We start from the raw sequence: 23412 nt of genomic DNA on the forward strand, positions 1-23412 counted from the left end.
CGGGCGCTGAGCCCGGCCCCGCCACCCGGCGGTGGCGCCGTACGAATCCTCGTATCCGTTGGAGAAAGAATTCCCGTGAGCTCGACCAATCGCACCGTGGTCGTCACCGGTATCGGCGCAACCACACCGCTGGGTGGCGACGCGGCCTCTACCTGGGAGGGCCTGGTCGCCGGACGTTCCGGCGTCAAGCCCCTGCAGCAGGAGTGGGCCGCCGAGCAGGCGGTCCGCATCGCGGCCACCGTGGCCGTGGAACCCACCGAGGTCATCCCCCGGCCGCAGGCCCGCCGCCTGGACCGCTCGGCGCAGTTCGCGCTGGTCGCGGCCAAGGAGGCGTGGGCCGACGCCGGCTTCGAGGGCAAGGCCGGTGAGGACCCGAACGTCGACCCGGACCGGCTCGGCACGGTCATCGCCTCCGGCATCGGCGGCGTGACGACCCTGCTGGACCAGTACGACGTGCTGAAGGAGAAGGGCGTCCGCCGCGTCTCCCCGCACACCGTCCCCATGCTGATGCCGAACGGCCCCTCGGCCAACGTGGGCCTGGCCGTGGGCGCCCGCGCGGGCGTGCACACCCCGGTCTCGGCCTGCGCCTCGGGCGCGGAGGCCATCGGCTACGCCATCGAAATGATCCGCACCGGCCGCGCCGACGTCGTGGTCGCGGGCGGCACGGAGGCGGCGATCCACCCGCTGCCGATCGCCGCGTTCGGCAACATGATGGCGATGTCCAAGAACAACGACGACCCCGAGGGCGCCTCGCGCCCCTACGACGTCGCCCGTGACGGCTTCGTCCTCGGCGAGGGCGCGGGCGTGATCGTCCTGGAGTCCGCCGAGCACGCCGCCCGGCGCGGCGCCCGCGTCTACGCGGAGGCGGTCGGCCAGGGCATCTCCGCCGACTCCCACGACATCGTGCAGCCGGAGCCGGAGGGGCGCGGCATCTCGCACGCCCTGCAGAACCTGCTGGACCGCACCGACCTGGACCCGGCCGAGATCGTGCACGTCAACGCGCACGCCACCTCGACGCCGGCCGGTGACATCGCCGAGCTGAAGGCGCTGCGCAAGGTCTTCGGCGACGACGTCGACCACATGGCGGTCTCCGCCACCAAGTCGATGACCGGTCACCTGCTCGGCGGTGCCGGCGGCGTGGAGTCGGTGGCGACGGTGCTCGCGCTGTACCACCGGGTGGCCCCGCCGACCATCAACGTCGAGAACCTCGACCCCGAGGCCGAGGCGCACGCGGACGTGGTCCGCGGCGAGGCGCGCAAGCTGCCCGTCGAGGGCAGGATCGCCGCGCTGAACGACTCCTTCGGGTTCGGCGGACACAACGTGGTGCTGGCGTTCCGGACGGTGTGAGCCACGCCGTCACGCGCAGGAAGCCCCCACCCTCACGGGTGGGGGCTTCCGCGTGTCGGACGGCGGGGGAGCCCGGTCAGACCACCTGGTGCAGCCAGCGCACCGGGGCGCCCTCGCCGGCGTAGCGGAACGGCTCCAGCTCGTCGTCCCAGGGCTTGCCCAGGAGCTTGGCGATCTCCGCCTCCAGGTCGGTCTCACCGCCGCGGGAGCGGGCCAGGGCGGCGCGCAGCCGGTCCTCGGGGATCAGGATGTCGCCGTGCATGCCGGTGACGGCGTGGAAGATGCCCAGGTCGGGGGTGCAGCTGTAGCGCTCGCCCTCGGCGGTGGGGCAGGGCTCCGCGGTGACCTCGAAGCGCAGCATCTGCCAGCCGCGCAGCGCGGAGGCGAGCTTGGAGGCGGTGCCGGCCTGCCCCTGCCAGGAGAACTCCGAGCGCCAGGTGCCCGGGGCGGCCGGCTGGCGGATCCAGTCCAGGCTGACGCGCGTGCCGAGCACCCCGGCGACGGCCCACTCGACGTGCGGGCACAGCGCGCGCGGCGCGGAGTGCACGTACAGAACTCCACGAGTCGTCACCGGAACCTCCGGGCAGAGCGGGACATCTTGGAACGGACGGAACGGCAGCGACCCGGCGGGCCGCGTTGATGGCGAGGCTACCGTGCGACGGCGCAAGGAGTGTGACGTACCGTCGGTCCCGGTGTCGGGAAACGTCCACCATTCACCCGGCAGGACGCCTGTACGGGGCGAGACGTTGCCGTCCGCCGAGCGGGAACCCCCGGGCGTTGTTATGGGTGGGGGGACGGGTTGACACCACGATGTGCGGGGAGGCGACGGAATTGGATCGGGCGACGCTGAGGCGGCGCCGCCGCTCACGGACCGTTCTCGCCGTGGTGACGGCCGCCGTCCTGGGGACGGCCGGCTGTGACGCCGTCGGCGGTGCCGCCGCGCCCGGCACGGGCGTGCAGCAGGGCGAGCCGTCCCCGAGCCCCACGCCCGTGTGGGACACCAGTCCCTCCTCCGTCGCCGCCGTCGGTGACTCCATCACCACCGGCTTCGACGCCTGCGCGGTGCTGACGGACTGCCCCGAGGTGTCGTGGGCGACGGGCAGCAGCGACGAGGTCGACAGTCTCGCGGTGCGGCTGCTGGGCAAGGCGGGCGCGGCCGAGCGGAGCTGGAACCACGCGGTGACCGGGGCCCGGATGGCGGATCTGCCGGGCCAGATGGCGCGGGCGGTGCGGCGTGCTCCGCAGCTGGTGACGGTGATGGTCGGGGCGAACGACGCCTGCCGGGACACGGTGGCGGCGATGACGCCGGTGGCCGACTTCCGCGCCGACTTCCAGGAGGCGATGAACACCCTGCGCAAGGCGTTGCCCAAGGCTCAGGTGTACGTGGCGAGCGTGCCGAACCTGAAGCGGCTGTGGTCGCAGGGGCGGACCAACGCGCTGGGCAAGCAGGTCTGGAAGCTGGGCATCTGCCCGTCGATGCTGGGCGACGCGGACGCGCTGGACGCGGCGGCGACGCTGCGGCGCGCGACGGTGCAGAAGCGGGTGGAGGACTACAACGAGGTGCTGAAGGAGGTCTGCGCCGCGGACCTGCGGTGCCGCCACGACGACGGCGCGGTGTACGAGTACCGCTTCGGCACCGGTCAGCTCAGCCGCTGGGACTGGTTCCACCCCAGTATCGACGGGCAGGCCAGGCTGGCGGAGATCGCCCACCGGAAGGTCACCGAGAAGCGGCCGTGACGCGGCGGAGCGACGGTGACGCGCCGGGAAGGCCGTGACGTGCCGGGGAGGCCGTGACCTATCGTTTCGCGCATGAACGAACTCTTCGGCACCCTTCCCGACGGCACCCCGGTGCACCGCTGGGCCCTGGAGCGGGCGGGCGTGCGGGTGCGGATCCTGTCCTACGGCGGGATCGTGCAGAGTGTGGAGGTGCCGGACCGGGAGGGACGGGCCGGGGACGTGGTGCTGGGCTTCCCCGACCTGGACGGCTACCTCGCCCATCCGGAGCCCTTCCTGGGCGCCCTGATCGGCCGGTACGCCAACCGGATCGCGGGCGCGCGCTTCCCCCTGGACGGGGTCACGTACGCGCTCGCCCCGAACAACGGGCCGAACTCGCTGCACGGCGGGGAGCGGGGCTTCGACAAGCGGGTGTGGGACGTGACGGCGGTCGGGCACGGTCTGCGCCTGACCCGGGTCAGTCCGCACGGCGAGGAGGGCTTCCCGGGCCGTCTGGAGGTCTCGGTGACGTACACGCTGGACGAGCGGGGCGCGCTGGGCATCGCCTACGAGGCGGTGACGGACGCGCCGACCCCGGTGAACCCGACGAACCACTCGTACTGGAACCTGGCCGGTTCCGGCAGCGCGGCCGGGCACGAGCTGCGGGTGGCGGCCTCCCGCTTCACCCCGGTCGACGCGGACCTGATCCCGACGGGCGAGCTCGCCGACGTGACCGGCACCCGCTTCGACTTCCGCCAGGGGCGCGAGGTCGGCACCGGGTACGACCACAACCTCGTGCTCGACAAGGGCGTGACGCCGGAGCCCGTGGAGGTCGCCGAGCTGTACGACCCGGAGTCGGGCCGGGTGCTGACGGTGGCGACCACCGAGCCCGGGATGCAGCTGTACACCGCGGACCACATCGGCGCGCCCTTCGCCCCCGGCGCCGGCGTCGCGCTGGAGACGCAGCACTTCCCCGACTCCCCGAACCGCCCGGAGTTCCCGGACACCGTCCTGCGGCCGGGCGAGGTGTTCCGCTCGGCGACGGTGTACGGGTTCGGCGTGCGCTGAACCCCTCCGCGCGGGGCGCCGGGTCCCCCGAGCCCCGGTCCGGGGTCAGGGTCCCGGACCGGAGCTGCTCGGGTGGGCATCGCCCGGGTCCGACGTTAACCGCCGCGCCGCTCTCGCGGTCCGTGATCGAGCACCCCGTCCGGATCCCGTACGAACCTTTCACAAACGGGCCGCCCCCCTCACCCCGCGCGCCGGCACCACGGCCCCCGGGGCGCTCCCCGGCGCGCCGCGCGGGACGGCGCGGACTCCCCCTCGGGCGACGGGGACGCCCCCGGGCTCCCCGCCCCGTGGCGCGGCCCCCTCCGCCCACGCGATACTGCGGCCTCCGGCATCCCGCGTACCCCACGACGAACGGAAGGCCCGACCCCCTTGAAACCGTTGCGCGTTCGCCTCGCCGTCCTCGGCCTCGCCCTGCTGACCGGGGGCCTCGCCGCCCCCGCGGCCCCGGCCGCCGCCGAGCCCGCGGCCCCCTCCCCCACCGTCGAGGAACGGCGCCTGGAGGGAGCGGTCCCGCAGGAGATACTGCGCCGCTCCGGATTCGACACCGTGGCACCGCGGTTCGCCCGCTCCCTCGACCGCGCACGCTCCTTCGCCCAGGCCCGCCGCACCGTCGTGCGCGAGGGGACGGCGCTGTGGCGCAGGGCCGTCGACCGGGCGCAGGGGCGCGGGCCCTCCGGCGGTGACCTGAGCCGGGACGACGACCGGCCGCTGTACTGGGCACGGCTCGGCATGGCCCGTGAACTGCGCACCTGGCAGCCGGGGTTCGGACTGACCGAGGCGCAGCGGGCGCGGTTGCTCGACGAGCTGGAGCGGACCTCGCGGGGGCAGACCGCGATCCGTCACCCGCGCGGCGAGGGCGTCCGGCGGATCCTGCTGACCGGGTTCGACCCGTTCACCCTGGACCGGGACATCCGCATCTCCAACCCGTCCGGCGCCACCGCGCTGGCCCTGGACGGCACGGTGATCGAGACGCCGGACGGTCCGGCACACGTCGAGACGGCCGTGTTCCCGGTGCGCTGGCGGGACTTCGCGGAAGGCGCGGTGGAGCGGGCGCTGCGACCGCACCTGCCCGGGGTCGACCTGTTCACCACGGTGAGCCAGGGCCGGGTCGGCCGCTTCGACCTCGAGCGGACCAACGGGGCCTGGCGGGGCGGCTTCCCGGACAACGAGAACGTCTCCCGCACCGGGACGGTCCCGGTCACCGATCCGGCCGCGCAGCCCCAGTGGACGACCACCACCCTGCCGTACGCGGCCGTCGTCGCCGCGGACACCGGGCCGTTCCCGGTGTACGACAACACCGCCGTGACGGAGATCCCGGCGGGGGGCACCGCACCCGTCGTACGGCCCGACGGGCCCACTCCCGGCTCGACGGCCCGCGCGGGCGGCGGCGGTGACTACCTCTCCAACGAGATCGCCTACCGGGCCACCCTGCTGCGCGACCGCCTCGGGCTGCACGACGGGCTGCCGGGCGGCCACGTCCACACCCCGGTCCTGCAGTTCGGCGCCGGGAACACCGACCCGGCGACGGGGACGGTCACGGACCCGGCGTTCGTGCGGAACCGGCTGGACATCATCGACCAGGTGCGGGAGATCGTGACCGTGGCGATCAGTGCGACGGAGCGAACGCGAGGCTGACGCCGAGGCCGGCCAGGGCGGCTCCGACGACCTTGTTGAGGACCTTCTGGCCGCGCAGCATCAGGGTGCGCATACGGTCCTGCGAGAAGAACACCGCGACGACGCCGAACCACAGCAGGTGGGCCAGCGACATGAACAGCCCGTAGCCCGCCTGCTGCGCGAACGGCGTGCCGGGGCCGACGACCTGGGCGAAGGTGGAGACGACGAAGAGGGTCGTCTTCGGGTTGAGGACGTTGGTCAGGAACCCGGCGCGCAGGGCCGCGAACGGGGTGAGCTCCGTCTTGTTCCCCAGGTCGACGGCGACCTCGCCGCGGGTGCGGAAGGTGCGGACGCCGATGTACACGAGGTAGGCCGCGCCGACCAGTTTGACGAGGGTGAAGAGGAAGGCGGAGGAGGCGATCAGCAGCCCGACGCCGAGCATGGTGTAGGCGACGTGCACCAGCACGCCGGCGGCCACCCCGGCCGCGCCGAGCAGTCCGGTGCGGCGGCCGTACAGGTAGCTGCCCCGCACCACCATGGCGAAGTCGGCGCCCGGGGCGATCACCGCCAGGACGGTGATGGTGGCGACGGCGAGGACCTCGGTCACGACCGGGCGTCCTGCGCCTCCGGCGCCTCGGCGCCGTCCCCGGCGGTCTCCTCACCGAGCAGGTCGCGCGCCATGAGGGTGGCGCCGGCCACCGCGCCCGGCATCAGGAACACCGCGACGAACGGGACGAGGAAGGCCAGTCCCAGGGGTGTGCCGAAGCCCCAGACGAGGGTCTTGCGGGACCGCAGCAGGCCGAGCCGCTCGCGCAGTTCGACCCCGCGCCGCTGGAGCGCGACGGCGGTGAGCTCCTCGGTGAGGAAGAACCCGGTGACGAAGAAGCCGATCACCGGTACGACGGTCTGCCCGAGGACCGGGACGAAACCGAGCGCGAAGAGCAGCACGGCCCAGACCAGTGCCCGCACGACGATGCGGAGGCTGTCCCGGCCGGAGATCCACAGCTCCCGCCAGAGCGGCAGGTTCGACTCGGGCGCGGTGCCGTCGGGGGACACGTCCCGGTCGACCTTCTCGGAGAGGCTCTCGTAGAAGGGCTGCCCGACGAGCAGCGTCACCGCGGTGAAGGTGAGCACGGACAGCAGCAGTCCGAGCGCGAACAGGACGACGGTGAGGAACCCGCGGAACAGGCCGGACCAGGGGCTGGACCAGTCGTCGGCGAACGGCGTCGCCCAGGCGACGAAGCCCTCCCCCCACACGGCGAGCGCGACGAGCGCCGCCGCGTACAGCACGAGGGTGATCAGCCCGGGCAGCAGCCCGAACCCGTACTGCTTGCCGTGCCGGGCCACCCACCGCTGGCCCTTCAGGAGATACCGAAAACCCGCCCCGAGATCGCGCATGGGGAAGACCTTATCGGGGCGCGGCCGGACGGCCTGACCCAGCGTCGGCCGAGCGGGCCGACCCCGCCGGACCGCCGCCACCGGTACCGGGCGCCGGGCGGTCCCGGGCGGTCCCCGGGCCTCTGCGCGTGCCCGCAGGCGAGGGCCGCACCCCACGTCCAGGAGTGCGGCCCTCGCCGTACGCAACGACCGTCGCCGCCGCGGCGTCACGGTGGGGGCTTCGCGGGGCCCGCGGAGCCGTCAGAGCTTGACGATCATCTTCCCGGTGTTGTCGCCGCGCAGGACCCCGAGGAACGCCTCGAGGTTGTTCTCGATGCCCTCGACGACGGTCTCCCGGTACTTGAGCTCGCCGGACCGCACCCAGGGGCCGACCTCCCGGACGAACTGCGGCTGGAGGTCGTAGTGGTCGCCGACCAGGAAGCCCTCGATGCGGCCGCGGGTCTGGATCAGGCGGGCGAGGTTCTTCGGGCCGGGCGCGGGCTCGGTGTTGTTGTAGACGGAGATCGCTCCGCAGATGGCGATGCGGCCGCCCCGGTTGAGGGAGCCGATGGCCGCCTCCAGGTGGTCGCCGCCCACGTTGTCGAAGTACACGTCGACGCCGTCCGGGGCGGCGGCGCGCAGCTGCTCGCTCACCGGGCCGTTCTTGTAGTTGAACGCGGCGTCGAAGCCGTACTCCTCGACGAGGAGCTCGACCTTCTCGTCGGAGCCGGCGGAACCGATCACCCGCGAGGCGCCCTTGAGCTTCGCGATCTGTCCGACCTGGCTGCCGACGGCGCCCGCGGCGCCGGACACGAAGACGGAGTCGCCCTCCTTGAAGGCGGCGGTGCGCAGCAGGCCCGCGTAGGCGGTGAGCCCGGTCATGCCCAACACGCCCAGGTACGCCGACAGCGGCGCGGCGTCGGGGTCCACCTTGACGGCGTTCTCGGCGGCCACGACGGCGTACTCGCGCCAGCCGAAGAAGTGCAGGACGTGGTCGCCGACGGCGATCCCCTCGGCGTTCGAGGCGATGACCTCGCCGACGGCACCGCCCTGCATGACCTTGCCGAGCTCGTACGGGGCGACGTAGGACTTGGCGGCACTCATCCGGCCGCGCATGTACGGGTCGACGGAGAGGTACGTGTTCCGTACCAGCACCTGGCCCTCACCGGGCGCGGGCACCTCGGCCTCGACGAGGGCGAAGTCCTCGGGCTTCGGCCAGCCGACGGGCCGGCTCAGCAGATGCCACTCGCGGCCGGTGGTGGGGGGCGTGGGGGCGTCGGGCATGACCGGGCACCTTTCCTCGAAATACTTCACTACCTGAAACAACCATGCGCCTGAATATTTCAGGATGTCAAGCAAGTGGGTACCCTGGACGGCATGGCCGCACCCCGCACCTCCCGCCGCCCCGACGCCCTGACCCTGGAGGTCGTCGAGCTCATCGGCGCCGTCGTGGCCCGCTACCACGAGGAGTACGAGGAGGCCGCCGCCGGTCACGCGCTGACGGGCGCGCAGGCGCGGCTGCTGAGTCTGCTGTCGCTGGAGCCGCTGCCCATGCGGCAACTGGCCCGGCGGTTGAAGTGCGAGCCGTCGAACGTCACCGGCATCGTCGACCGGCTGGAGGCCCGGGGCCTGGTGGAACGCCGCCCGGACCCGGCGGACCGCCGGGTGAAGCTGGCCGCGGCGACGGTCGAGGGGCGGCGGGTGGCCCGCAGCCTGCAGGACTCCCTGCGGTTCGCGCGCGAGCCGCTGGCGGGGCTGGCGGAGGAGGAGCGGGTGGCCCTGCGGGACGCCCTGCGGAGGATGCTGCGGGAGGACTGAGCGGGGTGCCGCGCCCGGACCGGGCGGGGCGCGGGGAAGCGGGGGCGAGCCGGTTCGCACCGGTCTCCCGCGTCAGGGGCTCAGGTGCACCACCACAGGAACCGTTCGCAGGTCTTGGAGGGTTCCGGCTCCGGCTCGGGCTCCTCCGTGGTCGGGTCGGGCTCGGGAGCCTCCGGTTCCGACGGGGGCGCCGACGGGGGAGCCTGCGTCGGCCCGGCCGACGGCGCGTCCGCGGGCGCGGACGACGCGTCCTCCTCGGCGCCGGCCTCGTCCTCGGCCCCCTCCGACTCCCCGTCCTCCGGGGACGCCGAGGCCGACGGGGAGTCGGAGGCCGCCGGGGAGGCGGACGTCGACGCGGACCCCGCCCCCGCGCCACCGCTCGGCGACCGCGTCGGCTCCAGCTCCAGCTCCACCGCACCGCCGTCGGCCGAGTCCTCGCCCGCCGTCACCGGCCCGGGCCGCGATCCCGGCGCCTCCATGCCGAGCTCCGCCAGGCTCAGTCCTCCCGCGGCCAGCACGAAACCCGCCGCGACCAGCAGCGTCCGGCGGCGCCGCCGCCGGTGCGCCGCGGCCTTGCGGTCGCGCCGACCGCCGGCCCGGCCCCGGGAGCCGGGCCCCGGACCCCCGCCGTCGCCTTCGTCGTCTTCGCCGCCTTCACCGTCCTCGTCGCCCTCGCCGTCGGTGACGGCCTTCGCCGCCGCCCCCTCGTACTCCGCGGGCACGACGGGTTCCTCCGTACGGGCGCGGAGCGTTTCGGCGGGGGTGCCGCACCCAGGGCAGGCGAGGGCGCCGTTGAGGTGCCGTCGGCACGGGTGGCAGTAATCCATGACGCGGGAAGACTAGGTTCCGCTCAAGTGGGGTTCCTAGACCTTGCTGTGAAGGTTTGGTAGGGACCCACTCCCCCAGGTTTCGAACCTGCCGAAACCGCTGCCGCGCGACCCATTGACACCTCCACCGCGCCCTCCTTACTGTCTCGCCAGCATTTCGAACGTGTGCCGAAATATCGAACGGGTCGAACCGAGCCGACAACACGAGGGGCAACTGCCGTGCGCATCACCGGAATCAGCACGCACGTGGTCGGGACGCCGTGGCGCAACCTGACCTACGTCCAGGTGCACACCGACGAGGGTCTCACCGGAGTCGGTGAGACCCGGATGCTGGGCCACACCGACGCACTCCTGGGTTATCTGAAGGAAGCCGAGGTCAACCACATTCTCGGTTCCGACCCGTTCGCTGTCGAGGACCTCGTCCGCCGGATGAAGTACGGCGACTACGGCCGCGCCGGCGAGATCGTGATGTCCGGCATCGCCGTCGTCGAGATGGCCTGCTGGGACATCAAGGGCAAGGCCCTGGGCGTCCCCGTCTGGCAGTTGCTCGGCGGCAGGGTCACCGACAAGGTCAAGGCGTACGCCAACGGCTGGTACACCACCGAGCGGACCCCGGAGGCGTACCACAAGGCCGCGCGGGAGGTGAGGGAGCGCGGCTACCGGGCGCTCAAGATCGACCCCTTCGGCACCGGCCACTTCGAACTCGACCACCGCCAGACCCTGTACGCCGTCTCCCTGATCGAGGCGGTCCGCGACGCCATCGGCCCCGAGGCCGAGCTGATGCTGGAGATGCACGGCCGCTTCTCCCCGGCCACCGCCGTCCGCCTGGCCCGGGAGCTCGCGCCCTTCGACCCGGCCTGGCTGGAGGAGCCGGTGCCGCCGGAGAACCTCAAGGCCCTGGAGAAGGTCGCCGCGAAGGTCGACATGCCCCTCGCCACCGGCGAACGCATCCACGACCGCATCGAGTTCCGCGAGCTGTTCGAGAGCCAGGCCGTGGACATCCTCCAGCCGGACGTCGGCCACATCGGCGGCATCTGGGAGACCCGCAAGCTCGCCGCGACCGCGGAGACCCACTACATGCTGGTCGCGCCGCACAACGTCGGCGGACCCGTCCTGACCGCCGCCTCCCTCCAGGTCGGCTTCACCTCCCCGAACTTCAAGGTCCTGGAGCACTTCAACGACTTCGCGGACGCGGAGATCAAGAAGGTCGTCAGGGGCGCGCCGCAGGTGAACCCGGAGGACGGCTGCTTCCACCTGTCCGACGCCCCCGGTCTCGGCGTGGAGCTGGACGTGGACGCGGCGGCCGAGTTCCCCCAGCAGCAGGCCCGGTTCGACCTGTGGGCCGAGGGCTGGGAGCAGCGCAAGCCGAAGGGGACGAAGTGACCGCGCCGAACCGCCCCCTTAGGGAGGCACGATGAGCACCGCCGTCGTCGTCGAGGGACCCGGCGAGCACCGCCTCGTCCCGCACGAGCCGCGCGAACCCGGCCCCGGAGAGGCCCTGGTCCGGGTCCACGCCGCCGGCATCTGCGGCAGCGACCGCGAGGTGTACCAGGGCAACCGGCCCAAGGGGTACGTGCGGTACCCGCTGATCCCGGGCCACGAGTGGTCCGGGACCGTGCGGGACGTGGGGGCGGGCGTGCCCGCCTCCCTGGTCGGCCGCAAGGTGGTCGGGGAGGGCTTCCGCAACTGCCAGGTCTGCGACCGCTGCCACGCCGGTGAGACGACGCTGTGCTCGGCGGGCTACGAGGAGACCGGGTTCACCCAGCCGGGCGCCATGGCCGCCACGCTGACCCTCCCGGCCCGTCTGCTGCACGTCCTCCCGGACGACGCCGACCTCGGCGCCGCCGCACTGCTGGAGCCGGCCGCCTGCATCGCCGCCGCCGCGCTCCGGGCGAACGCCCTGCCGGGCGAGCGGGTGGCCGTGGTCGGCACCGGCACCCTCGGCATGTTCGCCGTGCAGTTCCTGAGGGCGAACTCCCCCGCCGAGCTGCTGGTCGTCGGCACCCGGGACGACCGGGAGGCGCTGTCGCGGCAGTACGGCGCGACCGACTTCCGCACCAAGGACCGGCCGCTCCCGGACGACTTCGACGTCGTGATCGAGACCGCCGGGTCCGCCGGCGCCGCCCGTACGGCGGCCTCGCTGCTCCGGCGCGGCGGACGGCTGGTCCTGACCGGCATCCCGGCCCCGGGGGCCGACGGGCTCGACCCGACGGACCTGGTCGTACGGCAGTTGGAGGTGCACACCGTCTTCGGGGCACCGCCGGACGCCTGGGCGCACACGGTGCGGGTGTTCGCCGCCGGGCTCCTCGACCCGCTGCCGCTGGTGACGCACGAACTGCCGCTCGCCGAGTTCCCGCGCGCCATCGAGCTGGTGGGATCCGGCGACCCGAAGGTGGGCAAGGTCCTGCTGCGCCCCTAGGGCGCGCCCCGGCCGTACACCGGTACGGGGGCGACCTGGCGGTCCCCGTGCCGGCGTGCCCCGGTCCGCACCGTCCGACCGGTGCTGTCCGGCCGGCGCCACCCGCGCCCGGCCCATACTCGCCCCGCACCCCGATCCGCGAACTTCGTCCGACCCACCGAACACAAAGGACAGCTTGTGACCGACGCTTCCGCCACGGCACCCCGCAGGCCCGGTGAGCAGGCGCTCGCCGCCCTCGGCCTGGGCGCGCCCGCTCCCGAGCCCGCCGACGCCTCGCCGCACTCCTTCCCCGGCGGCGGCCGCTGGCGCACCGAGATCCCCTCCTGCGAGGGGCCGGAGGCGCTGGCGGTGGTCCTGAAGGAGGCCTCCCGCCTCGACGTGCCGATCCACCGGATCAGCCAGGGCAGCGGCGTGTGGATGCTGACCGACGCCGAGATCACCGAGATGGTCGAGGCCACCGCCGAACGGGACATCGAACTGTGCCTGTTCACCGGCCCGCGCGGCACGTGGGACATCGGCGGCTCGACCCGCACCGACTCGGGCGGCGCCGGACTGCGCGCCCGGGGCCACGACGCGGTCGCCGGGTGCGTCGAGGACGCCGTGCGCGCCACGGAGCTGGGCGTCAAGTGCCTGCTCGTCGCCGACGAGGGCGTGCTGTGGACGCTGCACCGGGCACGGGGGGCCGGCCTCCTCCCGGCCGACACCACGCTGAAGGTCTCGGCGCTCGTCGGACCGGTCAACCCGGCCTCGTACGCGGTGTACGAGCGGCTCGGCGCCGACTCGATCAACGTGCCGAGCGACCTGACACCGGCTCACCTCACCGAGATACGACGGGTTTCGGCCACTCCGATGGACCTGTACATCGAGGCGCCCGACGACCTCGGCGGCTACGTGCGGATGTACGAGGTGGCCGAGCTCATCCGGCGCGGCGCGCCGCTGTACCTGAAGTTCGGTCTGGCCAAGGCACCCGGGATCTACCCGTACGGGCACCACCTGCGGGAGCTCACCCTGGCGACCGCCAAGGAGCGGGTGCGGCGCGGCCGGCTGGTCCTCGATCTGCTGGCGCGCCACGGCGCGGACGGCGACATGGCACCGGTCGGTTCGCGGCTTCCGGGTGATCTGAGCCGGTTCGACGCCTCGTCATAACGTTCCGGAAACTCGACTTCACAGAAGTAGACACAGCCGCGCACAATCCCACACAACCGTTCTCGGTCCCTCCTGGCCCCCACTCCCGGAAGCGACTTCGCACCTCTCGAACCGACCCCGCACACACATCAAGGATGATGATCATGCGTAACCGCAGAGCCGCCCTCGCCGCAGCCGCCTCCCTCGCCCTCGCCCTGACCGCCTGCGGCCAGAACAGCGAAGGCGGCAGCGAGGAGGACGAGAAGGGCGCGAAGGGGGCCACCATCGGCATCGCGATGCCGACCAAGTCCTCCGAGCGCTGGATCGCCGACGGCAACAACGTCGTCAAGGACCTGGAGTCCAAGGGCTACAAGACCAAGCTGGTCTACGGCGAGGACGACCCCGACCAGCAGGTCTCCCAGGTCGAGAACCTGATCACGCAGGGCGTGAAGGCCCTGATCATCGCGGCCATCGACAACAAGTCGCTGAACAACGTCCTCCAGCAGGCCGAGGAAGCCGGCATCCCGGTGATCTCCTACGACCGCCTCATCCTCGGCACGGAGAACGTCGACTACTACGCCTCCTTCGACAACGAGAAGGTCGGCGAGCTCCAGGGCACCTACATCGTCGAGAAGCTCGGGCTGAAGGACGGCGGCGAGAAGGGCCCGTTCAACATCGAGCTGTTCGCCGGCTCCAACGACGACAACAACACCCGCTACTTCTTCCAGGGCGCGATGAACGTCCTCAAGCCCTACATCGACAAGAAGCAGCTCGTCGTCAGGTCCAAGCAGACCGAGCTGAACCAGGTCACCACCCTGCGCTGGGACGGCGGCACCGCGCAGAAGCGCATGGACGACATCCTGACCTCGGCCTACCGCAGCGAGCGGGTGGACGCCGTGCTCTCGCCGTACGACGGCATCTCCATCGGCATCCTGTCCTCCCTCAAGTCCGACGGCTACGGCGCCAAGAACAAGCCGCTGCCGGTCGTCACCGGCCAGGACGCCGAGGTCGCCTCGGTGAAGTCGATCGTCGCCGACGAGCAGTCGATGACCGTCTACAAGGACACCCGCGAACTCGCCAAGGTCGCCTCCAACATGGTCGACGCCCTGCTCAACGACAAGAAGCCCGAGGTCAACGACGAGAAGACCTACGACAACGGGGCGAAGGTCGTGCCGGCCTACCTGCTGGAGCCGGTCGCCGTGGACAAGGAGAACTACCGGGAGACCGTCGTCGACTCCGGCTACATCAAGGAGAGCGACCTCAAGTAACCGCCGCCCACCGAAGACCCACCACCGACCGGAAGGCACGACCATGGCGGGACCCGTCCTGGAAATGCGCTCGATCGTCAAGACCTTTCCCGGCGTCAAGGCGCTGTCGGACGTCAGCCTGACCGTCCGGCAGGGCGAGGTCCACGCCATCTGCGGCGAGAACGGCGCCGGCAAGTCGACCCTGATGAAGGTCCTCTCCGGTGTCCACCCGCACGGCACCTACGAGGGGGAGATCCTCTTCGAGGAGGAGGTCTGCCGGTTCAAGGACATCCGGGCCAGCGAGCAGCACGGCATCGTGATCATCCACCAGGAGCTGGCCCTGGTGCCGTACCTCTCCCTCGCGGAGAACATCTTCCTCGGCAACGAGCACGCCACCCGCGGGTTCATCAACTGGAACGAGACCCTGCGGCACGCCGCCGAACTGCTGCGCCGGGTGGGGCTCCACGAGCACCCCGAGACCCGGGTCGCCGACATCGGCGTGGGCAAGCAGCAGCTGGTGGAGATCGCCAAGGCGCTGTCGAAGAAGGTGAAGCTGCTCATCCTCGACGAGCCGACCGCGGCGCTCAACGACGAGGACAGCGGCAAACTGCTCGACCTGATCCTGCAGTTGAAGGAACAGGGCATCACCTCGATCATCATCTCCCACAAGCTGAACGAGATCCGCCGGGTCGCCGACTCGGTGACGATCCTGCGGGACGGGCAGACCATCGAGACGCTCGACGTGAAGGCCCCCGAGACCACCGAGGACCGGATCATCAGCGGGATGGTCGGCCGCGACCTGGAGCACCGCTTCCCGGAGCGGACCCCGCACCACCCCGAGGAGGGCACCGCCCCGGCGCTGGAGATCCGCAACTGGACCGTGCACCACCCGATCGACCAGCAGCGCAAGGTCGTCGACGACGTGTCGCTGACCGTGCGGCGCGGCGAGATCGTCGGCATCGCGGGCCTGATGGGCGCCGGCCGCACCGAGCTCGCGATGAGCCTCTTCGGCCGCACCTACGGACGGTACGCGGGCGGCACGGTCCTCAAGGACGGCCGGGAGATCCGCACGAAGACCGTCCCCGAGGCGGTCGCGCACGGGATCGCGTACGTCACCGAGGACCGCAAGCACTACGGCCTGAACCTCATCGACACCATCAACCGCAACATCTCCCTCAGCGCCCTCGGCAAGGTCGCCAGGCGGGGCGTGGTGGACGAGCACGAGGAGCGGCAGGTCGCCGAGGGCTTCCGGAAGTCCATGAACATCAAGGCGCCGACGGTCTTCGAGCCGGTGGGCAAGCTGTCCGGCGGCAACCAGCAGAAGGTCGTCCTCAGCAAGTGGATCTTCGCGGGTCCCGAGGTGCTGATCCTCGACGAGCCGACGCGCGGCATCGACGTCGGGGCCAAGTACGAGATCTACACGGTCATCGACCAGCTGGCCGCCCAGGGCAAGGCGGTCGTCTTCATCTCCTCCGAGCTGCCCGAGCTGCTGGGCATGTGCGACCGCATCTACACGATGGCCGCCGGGCGGCTGACCGGTGAGTTCTCGCGGGCCGAGGCCTCCCAGGAAGCGCTGATGCGTCAGATGACGAAGGACAAAGAGGTAACCCGATGAGCACGGAAGTCACCGACAAGAACCCGGCCGCCGCGCCGCCGGGCAGGAGCGGGGCGGGCACGGGTGACGGCCTGCTCCAACTGGTCCTGGACGGCATGCGCCGCAACATGCGGCAGTACGGCATGCTGATCGCCCTGGGCCTGATCGTGGCGCTGTTCGCGGTGTGGACCGACGGCGACCTGCTGCTGCCGCGCAACGTCTCCAACCTGGTGCTGCAGAACAGCTACATCCTGATCCTCGCGATCGGCATGATGCTGGTCATCATCTCGGGCCACATCGACCTGTCGGTCGGCTCGCTGACGGCGTTCGTCGGCTCCATGGCCGCCGTCTTCATGGTCCGCAACGACCTGCCGTGGCCGCTCGCGGTGGTGCTGTGCCTGGCCGTGGGCGCCATCGCGGGCGCGATCCAGGGGTTCTTCATCGCCTACGGCGGCATACCGTCGTTCATCGTGACCCTCGCGGGCATGCTGACCTTCCGCGGCCTGACCGAGATCTTCCTGGAGGGCCAGACCCTCGGCCCGTTCCCGAAGGGCCTGCAGAAGATCGCCAACGGCTTCATGCCCGAGGTCGGCCCGGAGACCAACTACCACAACCTCACCCTGCTCCTCGGCTTCGCGCTGATCGCGCTGGTGGTGCTCCAGGAGGTCCGCGACCGCCGGCGCCAGCAGGAGTTCGCCCTCGACGTCCTGCCCGCCAAGCTGTTCCTGCTGAAGCTGGTCGCGCTGGCCGCCGCCATCCTGGTGGTGACGCTGCTGCTGGCCAGCTACAAGGGCGCCCCGATCGTGCTGCTGATCCTCGGCGCGCTGCTCGTCGGCTTCGGCTACGTGATGCGCAACGCCGTCATCGGCCGCCACATCTACGCCATCGGCGGCAACCTGCCCGCGGCCAAGCTGTCCGGCGTGCGGGACAAGAAGGTCACCTTCCTGGTCTTCCTGAACATGGGCATGCTCGCGGCCCTGGCGGGTCTGGTCTTCGCCGCCCGCTTCAACGCGGCCTCTCCCAAGGCCGGTCTCAACTTCGAACTGGAGGCGATCGCGGCCGCGTTCATCGGCGGCGCGTCGATGAGCGGTGGTGTGGGCACCGTGCTCGGCGCGATCATCGGCGGTCTGGTCCTGGGCGTGCTGAACAACGGCATGAACCTCGTCGGCATCGGCACCGACTGGCAGCAGGTCATCAAGGGCCTGGTGCTGCTGGCGGCGGTCGGGTTCGACGTGTGGAACAAGCGCAAGGTCGGTTCGTAGGTCAGCTCGGGCCCCGCCGGACGGCGGGGCCCCCTCCATCACGGGAGCCGCACATGGAACTGAACAGACGCACGGTCATCGCGGGAGCCGCGGCCGCCGGGGTCGCGGCCGCCACCACGGTCGGCGGGACGGCGCACGCGTCGGGGTCGGGGGGCGGGGGGAAGCCCGTGAGGACGCTCTTCGGCAGGCTGGCGGACGGCACCCGGGTCCACAGCTGGTCGATGGAGAACGGCGGGACCCGGATGAGGGTCCTGTCCTACGGCGGCATCGTCCAGTCGCTGGAGGTCCCCGACCGCCGCGGCCGGTACGCCAACGTCTCCCTCGGCTTCGACGCCCTCGAGGACTACGTCGCCTCCAGCCCCTACTTCGGCGCCCTGATCGGCCGCTACGGCAACCGCATCGGCAAGGGCCGCTTCACCCTCGACGGCACGGTCCACCAGCTCTCCGTGAACGACGGCGAGAACAGCCTGCACGGCGGCGCGCGGGGCTTCGACAAGCGGGTCTGGGACGTCGAGCCGTTCACCCGGGGCTCCGACGTCGGCCTGCGCCTGCACCACACCAGCGTCGACGGCGAGATGGGCTACCCGGGCACGCTGCGGGCGACGGTGACGTACACCCTCACCCGCGACGGCGACTGGCGCATCGACTACGAGGCCACCACCGACAAGGCCACCGTCGTCAACCTCACCAGCCACGTCTACTGGAACCTCGCCGGCGAGAGCAGCGGCTCCGTCCACGACCACGAACTGTCCCTCGCCGCCTCCCGCTACACACCCGTCGACGCGGGGCTGATCCCCACGGGCGAGCTGGCGAAGGTCGCGGGCACCCCCTTCGACTTCCGCCGGGCCAAGCCGATCGGCCGGGACATCCGCACCCCCCACCAGCAGGTGCTGTACGGGCAGGGCTTCGACCACAACTGGGTGCTCGACAAGGGCGTCACCGCCCGCCCCGAGCACGCGGCGACCCTGCGCGACCCGTCCTCCGGCCGCACCCTGCGGATCGCCACCACCGAGCCGGGCCTGCAGTTCTACTCCGGCAACTTCCTCGACGGCACCCTCGTCGGCACCGGCGGCCGCGTCTACCGGCAGGGCGACGGACTGTGCCTGGAGACCCAGCACTTCCCGGACTCGCCGAACCGGCCGTCGTTCCCGTCGACCGTGCTGCGGCCGGGCCGGACGTACCGGACGACGACGATCCACTCGTTCGGCGCCTGAAGCCGGCGGCCGGGAGTCCGGTGACCCGGGGCGCGTGACGCGTGACACGCGCCCCGGGTTCCCGACGTCACACTTTTTTCACATCGGTTGAACAGCGTCACACCCCCCTTCGTATGTACGGGTGGCCCGTGCTCCCCCGCGCGGGCCACCCACGCATGACGGGCCCGGTACGTCCCCGGCGGGCCCGCCGCCCACGGAGGTTCCATGGCCGACAACGCCCTCTCGCTGTTCCGCAGCACCGCGGCGCACAGCCCGTCGATGGCGGCGCTGACGCGGGAGAGCGACGGGGCCGGCCCGGTGGACTTCTGCATCCCCTGCAACCCCTACTTCCCCACCCCCGCCATGTTCGAGGAGATGGCGGTCAGGCTGCGCGAGATCGTCACGTACTACCCGAGCAGCGCCGACACCATCACGGCCGAGCTGTGCGACCTGCTCCGACTGCCCCCGCAGTGCGTGGCGATGGGCAACGGATCGACCGAGCTGATCACCTGGATCGACCACCTCCTCGTCCGTGAGTCCCTCGCCGTCCCCGTCCCCACCTTCGGCCGCTGGACCGACCAGCCCATGGAGACCGGCAAGCGGGTCGACATGTTCCCGCTCCAGGAGTCCAGCGGCTTCGCCCTGGACCTCGCGCAGTACGCGGAGTTCATCCGCGCGCGGGGCACCCGGGTGGCCGTCGTCTGCAACCCCAACAACCCCGACGGCGGTTTCCAGCACAAGCACGCGATCGTGCAGTTCATGGACGCGATGGCCGACCTCGACCTGGTGGTGGTCGACGAGTCCTTCCTGGAGTTCGCCGACGCGGAGGCGGAACCGAGCGTGGTGCAGGAGGCGATGCTGCGGCCGAACGTCATCGTGCTGCGCAGCCTCGGCAAGAACTTCGGCCTGCACGGCATCCGCTTCGGCTACCTCGTCGCCAACCCGGCGCTCGCGGGGAAGGTGCGGTCGATGCTCCCCAAGTGGAACCTCAACTCCTTCGCCGAGCACGTGGTGTTCATGCTGAAGGAGCACGGGGCCGAGTACGCCCGGAGCCTGCACCAGGTCCGCCGCGACCGCATGGACATGTCCGGCCAGCTCTCCTCGTTGCCCGGCCTGACGGTCTACCCCTCCCAGGGCAACTTCCTCTTCGTGCGCCTCCCCGTGGGCGCCGAGGGCACCGTGGTCCGGGACCGGATGTTCACCGAGCACCGGATCCTGGTCCGCGAGTGCGGCAACAAGATCGGTTCCTCCAGCCGCTTCCTGCGCCTCGTGGTGCGCCCCCAGGTGGACGTGCGCCGCCTGGTGACCGGCCTGGAGCAGGTGCTCTACGGGGCGCCCAGGAGGGGTGCCCCGGTGCCCGAGCAGGCCACGGGAACCGGCTACAGCTCGGGCACGGCAGCGGTGGACCGCCTGGTGAGCCAGACCAACGGCGCGGGCACCCAGGGCCTGGCCGCCCAGGCCGTCGGCGCCGGAGCCGACGTCCCGGGGCTCCCCGCCGCACCGGCCGCCCACACCGGCGTGCCGCTCCCCGCCGCCGCGTCCGCCCCGGCGGTGGGCGCGGGCGGCGGGACGCCGGTGCCGGCGGCCGCCTCGATGGGGCCGCAGCCGGCGCCGGTCCCCCAGCCGGCGCCGACGCCGGTCCCCCAGCCGGCGCCGACGCCGGTTCCCCAACCGGTTCCGGAGCCGGTCCCCCAGCCGGTTCCGGAACCGGTCCCGCACCCCCTGGCGCCCGCGGCCCGGGCACCGGTCCCCGAGCCGGCGCCGGTCCCCGCACCGGTCTACCCGGCGCCGGCCCAGGTGCCCCCGCCCACCGGCCCCACCCCGCCCGGCGTCCCCGCCCGCGGCGGCCTGACGGCCGCCCAGGTCAGGGGCACCGACGGCCTCTCCGGCGTCCCGGCGACGGGCTGGCCGGGACCGCAGGCCTGGCCGAACGCGGCGGGAACGGGATAGGCGGGCCGAGGACGCGGACGTCCGCCCGGCGGGTGCCGGGCCTCACTCGGAGGCAGGGGCCGGGGCCGTCGGACAGGGCGAGGCGGTCGGGGAGGCGCTGGGGTCGGGGGACGGGGTCGCGGACTCCGCAGGGCAGTCGTCCGGGGCGGTGGGCGAGGGACTCGGATCGGTCGTCGGGTCCGGCGTCGGCGACGGGCTCTCGGTGGGGGACCCGCCGGGCGGCTGCGAGGGGCCCTGGCTCGTCGGGGGCGCCGTCGGGGAGGTGGGTTCCGGGGACGGGACGGAGGGCGCCGGGGTGGGCGACGGCGAAGGGGCGGAGGGGGACGGCCCGGGACCGGCCGTCGTGCCCGGGTCCGGGCCGATGACGATGCCGCCCCCTTCCTTCCCGTTCCCCCTGCCGCCGCTCCCGCCGTCGACGGGTTCGGTCGCCGGGGTGTCGCCGCCCGCGCCGGGGCTCCTCGGGACGACGCCCTTGCCGTCGGGGACGGGGCGGACCCCCTGGCGGTAGAACTCCAGCCAGTACCTGACCAGTTCCAGGTAGGAGCGCGAGTGGTTGTAGCTGAGGACCGCCCGGTCCAGGTCCGCGGCCCGGCCCAGGTCCCGGTCGCCGGCGCACAGGTAGTGGCCGGCCGCCAGGGCCGCGTCGAAGATGTTGTTCGGGTCGGCGCGGCCGTCGCCGTTGCCGTCCGTGCCCCAGCGGGCCCAGGTGGACGGCAGGAACTGCATCGGGCCCACCGCGCGGTCGTAGACCGTGTCGCCGTCGTGGGCGCCCCCGTCCGTGTCCCGGATCAGGGCGAAGCCCCGGCCGTTCAGCGGCGGCCCGGTGATCCGGCCCAGCGTCGTGCCGTTGCCGTCGACCGCGCCGCCGCGCGCCTGACCGGACTCGACCTTGCCGATCGCCGCGAGCAGTTCCCAGGGCAGCCGGCAGCCGGGGTCCGTCCTGCCGACGGAGGCCTCGGCGGCGCGGTAGGCGCGCAGCACGGTGGCCGGGATGCCGGACTGCGAACGGAGGTCCCGCACGAGCGCCGGGGCGGCCGAGGCGACCTCCGGGGTGGTCAGGGGCGGGAGTTCGGTGTGGTAGGAACCGTCGCCCGGAGGAGCGGGCTCGGCGTACGGGCCGCCCGCCGCCGGCCCGCGCGCGTCGTCGGCGGACGGGGCGGCGTGGGCGTCCCGTAAGTCCCCGACGAGTCCGGGCGCCCGGGAGGCGGTGAGCGCCGCCATGGCCGCCACGGTGAGGGCGGTCGTCCGCAGTCCCCTGCGGGTCCGGCCGGTGCGCGGACGTCGTGCGCGGCGTAGGGGCATGGCTGTCACTCCTGTCGGATGCGGGGGCGCGTGCGCCCGTGGGTTCCGTCGGTCGTGCGGCCCTCAGCGGCCGAAGGTGTCGATGCCGGAGACGAGCCACCGTCCGTCGCGGTGCACGACGTCGACGGCGAGCATGGCGCCCGCGTACACGCCCTCGTCCCCCGCGCTCTTCCGGCTCCCGCCCGTCCTGTCCGCCCCGCCCGCGGCGGTACCGTTCCCGGCGGTGCCGACGCTGCTCTGGTCGGCGTAGACGAGGACCCGGGCCCGGTCGCCGTCGATCCGTTCGACCCCGCTCTCGGTGACCGTCGTGGTGATCACCGCCTTCTGCGCGTCGGCCCGCTTCCGGACGTCGGCGAGCAGGGCGCGGTGCTGGTCGACGGCCTTTCCGGTGAGGAGGTCCCGCGCGGCTTCCTCGAGGGCGCCGGGATCGGTGTGGTCGTAGGAGAAGAGCCGGTCGACGGCCTGGGACGTCCGCCCCTTGAGCTCGCTGGTGCGGGCCAGGTCGGTCAGGGCGGTGTTGCGCAGCGCGGGGTCGTCCCGGAGCGCCTCGGCCTCCGCGTGCGCCCAGCCCGCGAAGCCGCCGAGGAGCACGGTCAGGACGCAGAGCGCCGCGAGACCCGCCGGGCGACGCGACCGGCCCCGGGCGCCCTCCCCGTCGAGCGCGGCCCCGGACGCCTTCCGGTCCGCCGTCCCGTTCCCGGGCCCCGGCACCTTCCCGGATCCGGGCGCCTTCCCGTCCGCGGTCGCCTTCCCGTCCGCGGCCGTCTCGGCCGTCCGCGCGGAGGGCGGGGGCGGGGAGCCGGGAGGGGGCAGGACGGCCGTGCCGCCCGTACGGGCCGGGCTTCCGGCGCTCTCCGGGGTCCCGGCCGAGGTGGCGGACCGGGTGGCGCGGGCCTGGCGGCGCCGCTGGCGGTTGATGTGGTGACGGGTCGTCGACATCGTGCTGTCCTCTCGGTGCGGCGGCCTGCGCGGTACGGAACCGGGTCAGCCGGTCGGTGCGCCGCCCACGGGGGCCTGTCCCAGGGCGCTCAGCTTCCACCGGCCCCCGGTGCGGGTGAGTTCGCCGAGCATGCGGCTGTCCTTGTCCGTCTTCGCGCCGTCGGACGCCCTGACGGTGACGCGCAGGGCGATCAGCACCCGGGCGCGGCCGGCGCGGTCGTCGAGTTCGGTGACGGCGCCCGACAGCACCCGGGCCGTGGTGACCGTCTTCGCCTCCTTCACCTGCTCGGCGAACTCCGCACGCCCTGAGGACAGTTGTTCGTGCAGTTCACCGGTGGTCGACGACTCCCACAGGTCGAGCCCCTGCTTCAGGTCCCGGTGGTCGAGCGTGTTGAGGTTCTGCACGGCCTGCTCCCCGGCGGCGAGCGCCTCGTCCCGTTGCGCGGCGTACGCGGCCCGGTCGTCGTGGGCCGCGCGGTACCAGTCCTGCCCCGTCCACGCCGCGAAGCCGCCCGCGACGAGGGTGAGGACGAGGACCAGGGACGGCAGCGGCCGGGGGCGGTGTGCGGTGAGGGCGCGGACCGCGCGTTTCATGGGGTGCTCCAGTCTCTCGCGCA

General features: G+C 72.7%; 21 protein-coding genes. 13 read left to right on the forward strand and 8 right to left on the reverse strand.

The features are described from left to right. The first annotated feature begins 75 nt into the window (after positions 1-75). On the forward strand, positions 76-1347 hold the full coding sequence (gene fabF / locus CP969_RS13050; RefSeq protein WP_004988655.1) for a beta-ketoacyl-ACP synthase II: 1272 nt from the start codon (positions 76-78) through the stop codon (positions 1345-1347). A 76-nt stretch (positions 1348-1423) separates the two neighbouring features. Here fabF and CP969_RS13055 read toward each other — a convergent pair whose 3' ends face one another. After that, entirely contained in the window at positions 1424-1918 is a 495-nt protein-coding gene (locus CP969_RS13055) for a DUF3145 domain-containing protein (protein ID WP_004988652.1), read from the reverse strand. A gap of 239 nt (positions 1919-2157) precedes the next feature. Between CP969_RS13055 and CP969_RS13060 the strand changes: the two genes are divergently transcribed. The 3 genes from CP969_RS13060 (at position 2158) to CP969_RS13070 (ending at position 5763) form a co-directional block, all read left to right on the forward strand. Continuing rightward, positions 2158-3084 carry an SGNH/GDSL hydrolase family protein gene (locus CP969_RS13060; protein ID WP_171817533.1) on the forward strand — a complete coding sequence of 309 codons (927 nt, stop codon included), beginning with the start codon at positions 2158-2160 and terminating at the stop codon, positions 3082-3084. Positions 3085-3156: 72 nt separating this feature from the next. Next, a complete protein-coding gene (locus CP969_RS13065) occupies positions 3157-4128 on the forward strand; it encodes an aldose epimerase family protein (protein ID WP_004988642.1) in 972 nt (323 codons plus the stop codon). Between the two features lie 369 nt (positions 4129-4497). Next, positions 4498-5763: a pyroglutamyl-peptidase I gene (locus CP969_RS13070; protein WP_026085220.1), complete on the forward strand. Its 1266-nt coding sequence runs from the start codon at positions 4498-4500 to the stop codon at positions 5761-5763. On the opposite strand, the gene CP969_RS13075 is transcribed toward CP969_RS13070, so the two are convergent. The 3 genes from CP969_RS13075 to CP969_RS13085 all read right to left on the reverse strand — a co-directional run bounded on the left by CP969_RS13075 (position 5735) and on the right by CP969_RS13085 (position 8403). Next, the gene (locus CP969_RS13075; RefSeq protein ID WP_016826446.1) at positions 5735-6349 is read right to left on the reverse strand and encodes a LysE family transporter; all 615 of its coding nucleotides are present in this window, start codon (positions 6347-6349) and stop codon (positions 5735-5737) included. The genes CP969_RS13070 and CP969_RS13075 overlap by 29 nt on opposite strands. After that, positions 6346-7140: an EI24 domain-containing protein gene (locus CP969_RS13080; protein ID WP_016826445.1), complete on the reverse strand. Its 795-nt coding sequence runs from the start codon at positions 7138-7140 to the stop codon at positions 6346-6348. The genes CP969_RS13075 and CP969_RS13080 overlap by 4 nt, the downstream gene beginning before the upstream one ends. Before the next feature lie 240 nt (positions 7141-7380). Further along, complete coding sequence (locus CP969_RS13085; protein ID WP_016826444.1) at positions 7381-8403, reverse strand: NADP-dependent oxidoreductase; 1023 nt, start codon at positions 8401-8403, stop codon at positions 7381-7383. Positions 8404-8496: 93 nt separating this feature from the next. Here CP969_RS13085 and CP969_RS13090 point away from each other — a divergent pair, with 93 nt between their 5' ends. Further along, the gene (locus CP969_RS13090) at positions 8497-8937 is read left to right on the forward strand and encodes a MarR family winged helix-turn-helix transcriptional regulator (protein ID WP_004988630.1); all 441 of its coding nucleotides are present in this window, start codon (positions 8497-8499) and stop codon (positions 8935-8937) included. A gap of 80 nt (positions 8938-9017) precedes the next feature. On the opposite strand, the gene CP969_RS13095 is transcribed toward CP969_RS13090, so the two are convergent. Next, positions 9018-9764, reverse strand: a complete 747-nt coding sequence (locus tag CP969_RS13095; RefSeq protein ID WP_026085219.1) for an SCO2400 family protein — start codon at positions 9762-9764, stop codon at positions 9018-9020. 219 nt (positions 9765-9983) lie between these two features. On the opposite strand from CP969_RS13095, the gene CP969_RS13100 reads away from it, so the two are divergent. The 8 genes from CP969_RS13100 (at position 9984) to CP969_RS13135 (ending at position 20554) form a co-directional block, all read left to right on the forward strand. Further along, positions 9984-11147, forward strand: a complete 1164-nt coding sequence (locus CP969_RS13100) for a mandelate racemase/muconate lactonizing enzyme family protein (RefSeq protein ID WP_016826441.1) — start codon at positions 9984-9986, stop codon at positions 11145-11147. Between the two features lie 31 nt (positions 11148-11178). Then, on the forward strand, positions 11179-12183 hold the full coding sequence (locus CP969_RS13105; protein WP_016826440.1) for a zinc-dependent alcohol dehydrogenase: 1005 nt from the start codon (positions 11179-11181) through the stop codon (positions 12181-12183). A gap of 177 nt (positions 12184-12360) precedes the next feature. Beyond that, entirely contained in the window at positions 12361-13329 is a 969-nt protein-coding gene (locus CP969_RS13110; RefSeq protein WP_016826439.1) for a glycosyltransferase family protein, read from the forward strand. A 143-nt stretch (positions 13330-13472) separates the two neighbouring features. Further along, entirely contained in the window at positions 13473-14576 is a 1104-nt protein-coding gene (gene chvE / locus CP969_RS13115; RefSeq protein ID WP_004988617.1) for a multiple monosaccharide ABC transporter substrate-binding protein, read from the forward strand. 43 nt (positions 14577-14619) lie between these two features. Continuing rightward, positions 14620-16170, forward strand: coding sequence for a multiple monosaccharide ABC transporter ATP-binding protein (gene mmsA, locus CP969_RS13120; RefSeq protein ID WP_004988614.1), 1551 nt, complete (start codon positions 14620-14622; stop codon positions 16168-16170). Then, on the forward strand, positions 16167-17411 hold the full coding sequence (mmsB, locus tag CP969_RS13125; protein WP_016826437.1) for a multiple monosaccharide ABC transporter permease: 1245 nt from the start codon (positions 16167-16169) through the stop codon (positions 17409-17411). Before mmsA ends, mmsB begins: the two co-directional genes overlap by 4 nt. 53 nt (positions 17412-17464) lie before the next feature. Then, on the forward strand, positions 17465-18625 hold the full coding sequence (locus tag CP969_RS13130) for an aldose epimerase family protein (RefSeq protein WP_016826436.1): 1161 nt from the start codon (positions 17465-17467) through the stop codon (positions 18623-18625). A gap of 204 nt (positions 18626-18829) precedes the next feature. Then, a complete protein-coding gene (locus CP969_RS13135; RefSeq protein ID WP_150474924.1) occupies positions 18830-20554 on the forward strand; it encodes a pyridoxal phosphate-dependent aminotransferase in 1725 nt (574 codons plus the stop codon). A 42-nt stretch (positions 20555-20596) separates the two neighbouring features. Here CP969_RS13135 and CP969_RS13140 read toward each other — a convergent pair whose 3' ends face one another. From CP969_RS13140 to CP969_RS13150, 3 genes are all read right to left on the reverse strand, one after another. Then, positions 20597-21856, reverse strand: a complete 1260-nt coding sequence (locus CP969_RS13140) for a lytic transglycosylase domain-containing protein (RefSeq protein ID WP_016826433.1) — start codon at positions 21854-21856, stop codon at positions 20597-20599. A gap of 63 nt (positions 21857-21919) precedes the next feature. After that, entirely contained in the window at positions 21920-22795 is an 876-nt protein-coding gene (locus tag CP969_RS13145; protein WP_016826432.1) for a hypothetical protein, read from the reverse strand. A gap of 45 nt (positions 22796-22840) precedes the next feature. Beyond that, a complete protein-coding gene (locus CP969_RS13150) occupies positions 22841-23389 on the reverse strand; it encodes a nuclear transport factor 2 family protein (RefSeq protein ID WP_016826431.1) in 549 nt (182 codons plus the stop codon). Positions 23390-23412: the final 23 nt, after the last annotated feature.

The sequence above is a fragment of the Streptomyces viridosporus T7A genome, assembly GCF_008704515.1.
Classification (GTDB): Bacteria; Actinomycetota; Actinomycetes; order Streptomycetales; family Streptomycetaceae; genus Streptomyces; species Streptomyces viridosporus.